At 71.9% G+C, this 8,726-nt stretch carries 8 protein-coding genes and 1 pseudogene; 6 read left to right on the plus strand and 3 right to left on the minus strand.

Annotated features, from left to right (window positions below):
• Positions 1-52: 52 nt before the first annotated feature.
• Positions 53-340, minus strand: a complete 288-nt coding sequence (locus tag AC156L_RS28465) for an IS3 family transposase (RefSeq protein ID WP_484407420.1) — start codon at positions 338-340, stop codon at positions 53-55.
• Between the two features lie 14 nt (positions 341-354).
• On the opposite strand from AC156L_RS28465, the gene AC156L_RS28470 reads away from it, so the two are divergent.
• A complete protein-coding gene (locus AC156L_RS28470; RefSeq protein WP_484407422.1) occupies positions 355-555 on the plus strand; it encodes a hypothetical protein in 201 nt (66 codons plus the stop codon).
• Positions 556-748: 193 nt separating this feature from the next.
• Positions 749-1,081 (plus strand): annotated as a pseudogene (locus tag AC156L_RS28475) (integrase core domain-containing protein); the annotation flags it as partial.
• A 413-nt stretch (positions 1,082-1,494) separates the two neighbouring features.
• On the opposite strand, the gene AC156L_RS28480 reads toward AC156L_RS28475, so the two are convergent.
• Together AC156L_RS28480 and AC156L_RS28485 are read right to left on the minus strand one after the other, a co-directional pair.
• Entirely contained in the window at positions 1,495-1,755 is a 261-nt protein-coding gene (locus AC156L_RS28480) for a hypothetical protein (protein ID WP_330876716.1), read from the minus strand.
• A gap of 414 nt (positions 1,756-2,169) precedes the next feature.
• Positions 2,170-4,989, minus strand: a complete 2,820-nt coding sequence (locus AC156L_RS28485) for an AfsR/SARP family transcriptional regulator (RefSeq protein ID WP_484407423.1) — start codon at positions 4,987-4,989, stop codon at positions 2,170-2,172.
• A gap of 89 nt (positions 4,990-5,078) precedes the next feature.
• Between AC156L_RS28485 and AC156L_RS28490 the strand changes: the two genes are divergently transcribed.
• From AC156L_RS28490 to AC156L_RS28505, 4 genes are all read left to right on the plus strand, one after another.
• The gene (locus AC156L_RS28490; RefSeq protein WP_330876627.1) at positions 5,079-6,257 is read left to right on the plus strand and encodes an IS701 family transposase; all 1,179 of its coding nucleotides are present in this window, start codon (positions 5,079-5,081) and stop codon (positions 6,255-6,257) included.
• Between the two features lie 180 nt (positions 6,258-6,437).
• The gene (locus tag AC156L_RS28495; RefSeq protein ID WP_330876628.1) at positions 6,438-6,890 is read left to right on the plus strand and encodes a helix-turn-helix domain-containing protein; all 453 of its coding nucleotides are present in this window, start codon (positions 6,438-6,440) and stop codon (positions 6,888-6,890) included.
• Between the two features lie 128 nt (positions 6,891-7,018).
• Entirely contained in the window at positions 7,019-7,441 is a 423-nt protein-coding gene (locus AC156L_RS28500; protein WP_330876629.1) for a hypothetical protein, read from the plus strand.
• On the plus strand, positions 7,434-8,651 hold the full coding sequence (locus tag AC156L_RS28505; protein ID WP_330876630.1) for an MAB_1171c family putative transporter: 1,218 nt from the start codon (positions 7,434-7,436) through the stop codon (positions 8,649-8,651). The genes AC156L_RS28500 and AC156L_RS28505 overlap by 8 nt, the downstream gene beginning before the upstream one ends.
• The last annotated feature ends 75 nt before the right edge of the window (positions 8,652-8,726 follow it).

The raw sequence follows: 8,726 nt of genomic DNA on the forward strand, positions 1-8,726 counted from the left end.
AGCGGGTGTTGGGCGCCTGCGCGGTGAAGTCCCGGCCGAGCAGGTCCGGCGCCTAGGCCGTCGCGGGGTCTGCGGTGGTGGTGCGGTGTCGACTGCGCAGCCGCAACCCGGCCAAGCCAATCCCGCGCATGACCCGCGCGACACGCTTGTGGTTGACCACGTGTCCGGCTTCGCGCAGTTCGGCGGTGATCTGCGGGACGCCGTAGGTGCCAGTCGACTCGCGGTGGACGACGCGGATACCTGCCGCCAGGCGGGCGTCTGCGGCGGCGCGGGTGACTCGGTCGGGCGCGGCGGCTTTCCAGTGGTAGTAGAGGATCGGGCGATCCCGATGACCTGGCACAACCGCTTGACGCCGTGGCGGCGTTGGTGGTCTGCGAAGAATTGGAAGCGGTTCACCAGCGCGTCTCCCCGGCGAAATACTCCGCCGCCTTGCGCTGGATGTCGCGCTCCTCCTCCAACTCGCGGATCCGTTTGCGCAGCGCGGTGTTCTCGTCCTCGGCCGAGCCTGGCGGCGATCCGGTCGTGGGGGTGGCGGCCGGTGAACCGGTGCGGTGACCGTCGTCGATCCGGATCCGGTTGCGGAGCGTCTCGTGGTTGATCCCAGGTCTTGGGCCACCGATTTGATCGTCACACCGGGTCGGGACCGGTACTGCGCGACTGCTTCGGCCCAAAACTCCGGTGGGCAGTGCTTCATCGCCATCTGCGCGGGACTCTGTCCACCCGGATCGTTGGGATCCAAGTGTGTCTGGTGTCCAACATCCGGGGTCAAGGCCCAGGTGAAGTCCCCTGCACGCGGCCGAGCGGACACGGGGCAGTCTGGCCGGAGCGGTGTTCCCAGCGACCACGGAGCCCAATACGGCGCTGGGGCCGTCGTCGATGCCTGCCGCGCCGCCGGGGTGACCCGGTCCGTGGGCGCGGTGGGCAGCTCCGCGGACGACGCGCCGCGGAGAGCCTCAACGCATCCTTCAAACGCGAAACCCTCCAGGGAGCCCAGACCTGGTCCAGTGCAAGGGAAGCACGGCTGGCCGTGTTCGGCTGGGCACACCGCCGCAACACCCGACGACGCCACTCCCACCTCGGCCAGCAGTCCCCGATCAACTACGAGAGCAGCCTGACGTCAACACCGGCTACGCTCACCCCAGCCGCACAACCCCGTGTCCAGCATCCGGGGCGAAGTCCCACCCGCGTCATGACGAGGTCTCGCCGGGATTCTGTCTCACCTGGTCGATTCGGGAGACAGGTTTGGCTGTGCGTTCTGGTCATCATCACCGATGAGCGCCGCGTTCCGCACCAGCGGACAGCGTCGCCGACGGAGTCGGGGGAACGGTCGACGTGTGCTCCTGACGCCAGGTTTGGGGCTCGTCGTGCCGCCGTCCTGGCTGTCGGAACCATCGTGCGACCGCACGTGGAAACGGACCGGAAGGGTGGGTCACACCCTTCCGGCCCGCTTCCCCCCCTTGTTCGGAATTCAGCAGGGTGGCGCGGTGACCGCGATCAGAACGGTGAGTTGCGGCCGGGCGCGCCGGGCTTGATGGACAGTGCCGACTCGTGCGCGAAGTCCGCTCTCTGTTGTCTCGTGGCGACGAAGACGAGGAACCACCGGTGGGGAGGTGTCGAGAGCTGGCAGAGGCTGCGGAGTGGCGGGTCGGTCGCGACGGTGCCGGAGTTGACGTGCGGGTTGGAGCAGGAGTTGGGGGTGGTCGAGGTGGGGTCCCTGTGATCGAGGATGCCGGTGGTGGTGCGGGGTGTGCGCATCGACGCGGGTCGACGTCGTCGTGGCCGGTGGCGGTGATGATGACAGTGGCGGTGGCGGTGGCGGTGACAGTGGCGGTGGCAGTGGCGGTGACGCGGTAGGTGTCGACCGACGTGGTGGTCGGGAGGGTGCAGGACGCGTCGGCATCGGCTTGTGTGACAGCGGAGGACTTCGGTTGACGCTGCGGCTTCACGGCTGACGTCGGGCCCGTGGTGATCAGCGTCCCCGCGAGCGTGGGCAGGACGGGCGGCGTCAGCATCCCGGCGACGTCTGGGCTCGTGGCGCATCGTCTCTCCTCCTCGCGACGGTGGGCTGTTCGTCGGAGGCAAGTCTTGACGGCGGCGTTCATCGAATCGGCATCATCACGTTCATCGCCGGGGCGGGCTGGGACCAGCTCCGGTATCAGGGGAGTGGGCTCATCTGGATCGTGTGGAGCCGGGTTTGTCCGCGTTCAGCGTGGAGCGGATCGCGTCCGCGTCCGGGTGGCCCAGTTCGTCGAAGATGGCCAGGGCGCGTTGCCAGTTGTCGTGGGCTTCGCCGATCGCGCCTGCGGCGTGGTGGCTGTCGCCCAGGTGGGCGATCGTCTCGGCCTCCGCCCATCGGTGGCCCAGGTCCCGGTAGAGCGCGGCGGCTCGTTCGTAGCACGCGATGCTCTCGTCGTGGTGTCCCAGGCCCTGGTGGGCGTGGCCGAGGACGTCCCAGGTGTCCGCGTCGCTGAACCGGTCGGCGATCTCCTCGTTGAGCCGCAACGCCTGTTCGGCGGCCTCCAAGGCCTGCTGGTGGTCGCCGCAGAGGTTGTGCCCCCAGGCGATGTTGTTGAGCGCTCTGGCCTGCCCGGACAGGTGGCCGATGTCGCGGAACAGGTCGAAGGCCCGTTCGGCGTGCGCCAGCGACGTCCGGTGTTCGCCCTGGCGGGAGTCGATCCAGCACAGGTCGAAGTGGACCCTGGCCTCGCCCGCGGTGTCCCCCGCGTCCCGGAACAGCCGCTGGGCGTGGCGCAGGTGCGCGACGGCGTCGGCGACGCGGTCAAGGTGGACGTGGACGCGACCGAGGCTGCGGTGGGCGTGCGCCTGGCCCAGGCTGTCGCCGAGGCGCCGGGCGGAGGCCAGTGCGGTGTGCTGGGCGGCGGCCCACGGTTCCCAGTGGCCTCGGCGTTCGACGAAGTAGGCCACCGCCCAGGCGAGCTGCCAGGCGTGGACGTCGAAACCGGTCGCCCCCGCTCGCTCGACGACCGCGAGGATCGCGGCCAACTCCTCGGTCAGCCAGCGCATCGCGTGCTCGTGGTCGGTGTGCTCGTCGACGACCGCACCGGGCAGGGCGGGCTGGATGGTGATCGGGTCTCGGTGGGCGTCCAGCAGCCGGTCCGCGGCGCGGGCGCTGTGCAGGTAGTGGTCGAACAACCGGTGCAGGGCCTGGCGCAGTTGGCCGGTGGTGTCGCGGTCGTGGGCCAGTTCGGCGGCGTAGGCGCGGAGGAGGTCGTGGCAGGCGTACCGGCCGGGCAGCTGCGCGGTGACCAGGCACGCGCCCGCCAGTTCGGTGAGCAGCGCGTGGGTCCGGCTGACGGTCTGCCCCGTCAGGCTGGCGGCCGCCCGCACCGTGACGTCCGGGCAGGGGTGGACGCCCAACAGCCGGAACAGCCGTTGCGCGGGGTCGCTGAGCTGCTGGTAGGACCACGAGAAGACGGCCCGCACGTCGGTGGCCGGGTCGTCGCCGCCCAGGGCGTCGAGACTGCCCTGGGCGGTGCGCAGCTCGGCGGCGAGCGCGGCCAGGGGGAAGTCGGGGTGGATCGCGGCGCGGGCGGCCACCACGGCCAGTGCCAGGGGCAGTGAGGCGCACCGGGCGATGATCTCGTCGACGGCCTCGGGTTCGGCCGCCAGGCGTTCCCGGCCGAGCCGCTGCGCGAGCATCTGCTGGGCTTCGGCCGGGTCGAACAGGTCGAGCACGACCGGCCGGGCTCCCTCCGCGGCGACCAGCCCGGACAGCACGCGGCGGCTGGTGACCACGACCAGGCAGCCGCGGCTGCCGGGTAACAGCGGGCGCACCTGGTCGGCGTCGTGGGCGTTGTCCAGCACCACGAGCACCCGCCGGTCCGCCAGCAGGCTGCGGTACAGGGCGGACCGGGCGGCGAGGCCGACCGGCACGCGCGGCGGCGGCACGTCGAGCGCCTCCAGGAATCCGAGCAGCACGTCGGCGGGCCGCACCGGCGACGCGTCGGGGTCGAAGCCGCGCAGGTTGACGTACAGCTGCCCCTCCGGGAAGTGGTGGCGCACGCGCTGTCCCCAGTGGACGGCCAGGGCGGTCTTCCCGATCCCCGCCATGCCCGCTATCGCGGTGACCACCGTGTTCGCCCCGTCGGGCAGCACCTCGTCGAGTTCCTTCAGGTGCCGGACGCGGCCGGTGAAGCCGATCACGTCGACGGGGAGCTGGGCCGGGACCACCCGTGCGGCCGCGGGCCGGGGCGGGGTGGGCTCGGCACCGCTCGCCTCGTCCCTGAGGATGGCGGTGTGCAGCTCGCGCACCCCGGCACCGGGTTCGAGCCCCAACTCCTCGGCGAGCACCCCGCGCAGCCTGCGGTACGCGTCGAGCGCCTCCGCCTGCCGCCCCGACCGGTGCAGCGCCACCATGAGCTGCCCCACCAGCCGTTCCCGGAGCGGGTTCGAGGCGACCAGCTCGGCCAGTTCGCCGACCAGCTCGGCGTGGCGGCCGAGCCGCAGCTCCAGGTCGACGCACTCCTCGATCGCCGCCCGCCGCTGCTCGTCGAGCCGGGCGGCGGCGGCCTCGAACGTCCTGCCGGTCAGCCCGGCCAGCGCGGGTCCGCGCCACAGCCGCAGTCCCGCCCTCAGCTCGGCCGCGGCCCGACCGGTCTCGCCCTCGGCGTTGTGCCGGTGCGCCTCGTCGACGTGGGCCAGGAAGAGCCGGGCGTCCAGCGTGCTCGCGCCCAGCCGGAGCCGGTAGCCGCTGCCCTCGGCGGCGATCGTGGGTGTCACGGCCGGGTCGGGGTCGCGCTCGCCGCCCTCCAGCAGCCTGCGCAGCGCGGAGACGGTGTTCTGCACCTGGCGCTTGGCGGTGGTGGGTGGACGTTCGTCCCAGACGGCGTCGATGAGCGCGTCGAGCGGGACGACGAGGTCGGCGTTGAGCAGCAGCGACGCCAGCAGCACCCGTTGGCGCCGTCCGGTGAGGCTGACCGGCCTGCCGCTCGCCGAAACCTGTAGGGACCCCAGAACGTGGAACTCCACTGCGCCTCCGCGGCGGGCATCGTGTCTCCGGTGGCACACATCCTAGTGAGGCTTTGTTAGGTGCGGGCCGACTGTGCTCTTCTGGTCCGGTGAGACCGGAGGACATCGAGCGGGCCCGCCCGGTGATCGAGGAGTTCACCGCGGACGTGTTCGGCGGGTTCGCCCGTCGTGACCAGCGGGCCAAGGGCGAGTTGTACGTGCGCGGGTTGCTGCTGGACGGCAGGCGAAAGTCCATGCAGCCCATGGCGGACCGCCTCGGGGTGGACCACCAGCAGTTGCAGCAGTTCGTCACCACCTCGACCTGGGACCACGCGCAGGTGCGGCGCAGGGTGGCGGTGCGGGCACAGGAGTTCGTCGCCCCGGACGCCTGGGTGGTCGACGACACCGCGTTCCCCAAGGACGGGCACGCCTCCCCCGGCGTGGCGCGGATGTACCGCGACGCCAGGGGAAGGACCGCGAACTGCCAGGTCGGGGTCAGCGTGCACGCCGCCGCCGACCGGGCCTCCGCCGCGGTGGACTGGCGGCTGTTCCTGCCCCGGTCCTGGGACGACCACACGACCGACGACCGGGAGCACGCCGAACGGATCCGGGCCAGGAGGGGCCGGTGCGCGATCCCCGACGACCAGCGGCACCGGGAGAAGTGGCTGCTGGCGCTGGACATGCTCGACGAGGTCGTCGGGGACTGGGGGCTGCCGCCGCTGCCGGTCGTCGCGGACGCGGGCTACGGCGACGCCCCCGAGTTCCGGCAGGGGCTGACCGACCGCGGCCTGGCCTACGTCCTGGCCGTCACCCCGACCGCCACCGCGGCGGGGACCCCGCGCCTGCCCGAGTCGGACCTCACGACGCTGGTCGTGGCCGCGGGCCGGTCGACCGGGCGGTTCGTGGCCCTCAGGCGGGGTGTTCCCGAGGGCGTGGAGAACCCGACCGGCCGGACGCGGTCGCGGTTCCTCGCGCTGCGGGTGTGCCCCACGTCCCGCACCGGCGAGCGCCTCCCGGAGTGCTGGCTGCTCGCGGAGTGGCCGACCGGAGCGGCCGAGCCCACCGGCTACTGGCTCTCCACGCTGCCCGCCGACACCGCGCTGCGGGACCTGGTGCGCCTGGCGGCGGTGCGGTGGCGGATCGACCACGACTACCGCGAGCTCAAGGACGACCTCGGCCTGGACCACTTCGAGGGCCGTTCCTGGCTGGGCTGGCACCGCCACGTCACGCTCGCCTCGGTCGCCCAGGCGATCCGCACCACGCTCCGCCACACCCCTCCGCGGACCTGATCCCCCACCGCAGGCCCGAAAACGGGACTCCGTGCCGCGGGAAGTCGGGCCGCACACCGTTTTCCCGATGGCGGGCGCCGCGCACCGGGCCGTCAACTGAGATCATGACCCGTGGTGCGACAACACCCACGAGAGTTGACGAACTGGTATACTTCGCACCTCCGTTCGAGGAGGACGTGCATGCCGGACGAAGCGTCCGAGGGGAACGCGGAGGCCGTTGAGCCCCTCGCCGCCAGGGTCGACCACCTCTTCCAGACCATCAAACCCCGTGGTGGGCGCGAGTACTCGTTCGAAGAGGTGGCCGAGGCGATCCGGACCCGTGGCGGTCCGACTATTTCCGCGACCTACATATGGCAATTGCGGCGCGGTCTGCGGAATAATCCGACCATGAAGCACGTCGAGGCGCTCGCCGGGTTCTTCGGCGTCCCGCCCGCGTACTTCTTCGACGACGACACGACGCACCGCATCGACGCTGAGCTAGCGCTGCTCACCGCCGTGCGGGACAGCTCGGTGCGGCAGATCGCGCTGCGCGCCTCGGGACTGTCGGCCAAGAGCCTCGTCGCGATCACCGAGATGGTCGAGCGCGTGCGCGAACTGGAGGGCCTGCCGGATCTTCCGGAGCCGGACCTCTGACAAGCTCGGCCACTGACCTGGGGGGCACCATCACCGTCAGTCTTCGGCGACTGCGCCGTCGCTGTGAGCTCATCGCGTCGACGCTGCCGCTGCCTCGACCGTTCGACGTCCGGGTGCTGTGCGAACTCGTGGCGGAGCGCAGATCGCGGGCCATCATCCTGGTGCCGACGAGCGACTTCCCCGACGTGATGGGGATGTGGGTCGCGACCGACACCATGGACCTGATCCTGTACGAGCAGGCCACGACACCTCCGCACCAGGACCACATCATCCTGCACGAGCTGAGCCACCTGCTCTGCGACCACTTCCGCGACACCCTGCCCGAAGCCGACCACATGCGCTCGCTGATGCCGGACCTCGACCCGGCGATGGTCCGCCGCGTGCTGGAGCGCACCGGCTACAGCGCGGAGGAGGAGCGGGAAGCCGAACTGCTCGCCACGCTCATCGCGCACCGCGCCGCACGGGCCGGGGACGGTGAACGGACGGGGACCGCGCTGGACGACCGGGTCGGCGACGCGCTGTTCTGGCCGGAGGCTCCCAGGCGTGGGTGAAGCGGCACGGGTGTACGGCCCGCCGTTCCTGGCGTGGGTGGCGCTGATCGGCAGGCTCGCGATCTACCGGGTGCGCGACCCGGCGGAGGACCGGAGCAAACGCCTCGTCCTGACGTACCTGGGGGCGCTGGCCATCTCCTTCACCCTCCAGGCGCCCGGCTGCTACGAGGCGGCGGGTGACCTGCTCGGCATCCCCAACGCCGCGAAGCCGTTGAGCCACTGGACGGTGCTCGTCGCCGCGTGGGCGGCGCGGAACCTGCTGGTGTGGATGCGCGAGGGCGGTGAGCCCGTCCGCCTGTCGTGGCGCCTGCGGTTCCTGGTGGCGGGGTCGGTGGTCGGCACGGGCGTGCTGTTCCTGCTCGCCGACACCCCGGTGAACGACGTGAGGTACAACGCCCTCTACGGGGCCGAACCCCTGGTGCTGGAGTACTGGCTGGCCTACCTGGTCGGTCTGATGCCCGCGCTGCTGGACCTCGCCCGGCTGAGCTGGGTCAACCTGTGCGACGCCGAGCGGCCCGCCGTCCGGCTGCGCCTGTGGATGAGCACGGTCGGCGTCGTGGCGATCATCGCCTACCACGTCCACAAAGGAATGTTCTTCCTCTCCCGGCGGTTCGACCTGCCGTACTCGAACACGTTCACCGCCGTCATGGACAAGTACCTCACGCTCGTCGCGTTCGTGCTGGTGCTGCTGTCGGCGTCGCTGCCGCGGCTGCGGGTGAGCGGTGACGGCGCGGTCGCCGGGTGGCTCCACCGGTTCACGACCTACCAGCGGTTGAGGCCGCTGTGGCTGGCGCTCTACCGGGCGAACCCGCAGATCGCGCTGTCGCCGCCGCGCTCGGCGCTGCTGGAGCGGCTCGACCCGCGCGACATCGACCTGCGGCTGTACCGCAGGGTCGTGGAGATCCGCGACGGGCGGCTGGCGCTGCGGCCCTACCTCGACCCGGACGCGGAGGCCCGCATCCGGGCGCGGGCCGTCGAGGAGGGGAAGACGGGCCACCAGCTGGACGCGGCCGTGGAGGCCGAGGTCCTGGCCGCCGGGCTGCGGGCCCGGTCGGCCGGTGAGCCACCGCCGAACGGGCCACCGCACGCCGCGATCCACGGCGGCCGGGACCTGGACAGCGACACCGAGTTCCTGGCACGGGTCGCGGACGCCTACGCCGCGACCCGCTCGGCTCGGCCGCGCGGGGGGACGTCCGCGCGGTCCCGGTGAGCGGGGCCACCGCCCACCCACCGACTCGGTCGAACGTCCGCGGCGTCCGGCTGAGCGGAACCCTCCGCGCCTCCT

The organism is Umezawaea sp., from assembly GCF_057122925.1.

What these genes read in the sequence shown, in the direction of transcription:
- AC156L_RS28480 (WP_330876716.1), bottom strand. Translation starts at nt 1,755, where the DNA reads ATGCGCACACCCCGCACCACCACCGGCATCCTCGATCACAGGGACCCC.
- AC156L_RS28495 (WP_330876628.1), top strand. Translation starts at nt 6,438, where the DNA reads ATGCCGGACGAAGCGTCCGAGGGGAACGCGGAGGCCGTTGAGCCCCTC.